Here is a 675-nt window from a genome sequence, read left to right as displayed (position 1 = left end):
ATGAGTTTCACTTGCGTGAACCATTCGAGCCACATTGTGACCAGCTGGTTTTTACTTGTCTCACCTCCGACCAGGAAGTGGACTCGCCTTAGTTTTTTAGAATATTCAAGACACTTAAACAGTGTATTGAGAACTCAAGTGTTAATGCTTTCGCATTAACGTTTTTCGCACTAACGTAATCACACAAACGACAACGAATCATCATTTATGCGCCTTTAGTTAGTACTATCAGCTTTCCAAATTGTTAAAGAGCGGGCTTAAAAAAGCCAAAGATAAAATTTCGTTTATCTTTGGCATCTCTGACCAATTGCATGTAAATGGTGGAGCTATGCGGGATCGAACCGCAGACCTCCTGCGTGCAAGGCAGGCGCTCTCCCAGCTGAGCTATAGCCCCATTTACATGCAGTTGAGATTTTACGTTTACCTTCAATGAAGGTCTTACCAAAAAATTTGGCTTGCCAATCGTTTCTAATCAAGGTGGTTGATAGCGACGTTTAGTTTACTTTTACTAAACGAGTTATCATCCAACGCAGAGTAGGAAAGATTGGTGGGTCAGAGTGGACTTGAACCACCGACCTCACCCTTATCAGGGGTGCGCTCTAACCAGCTGAGCTACAGACCCAACGTAATTTCTCTTTCTTCTATCAAGTAATCTGTGTGAACACTCACATGCAT

2 tRNA genes are annotated in these 675 nt (G+C 42.7%); both read right to left on the bottom strand.

What is annotated here, in order from left to right:
- Positions 1-318 precede the first annotated feature (318 nt).
- Positions 319-394: transfer RNA gene (locus H5202_RS23585), tRNA-Ala, on the bottom strand.
- Positions 395-545: 151 nt separating this feature from the next.
- Positions 546-622, bottom strand: a tRNA-Ile gene (locus H5202_RS23580).
- Positions 623-675 lie beyond the last annotated feature (53 nt).

The sequence above is a fragment of the Shewanella sp. SG41-4 genome, from assembly GCF_014164505.1.
Lineage (GTDB): Bacteria > Pseudomonadota > Gammaproteobacteria > Enterobacterales > Shewanellaceae > Shewanella.
Note: the sequence above shows the minus strand (reverse complement) of the source record. Positions and strands in the feature narration are given on the sequence as shown.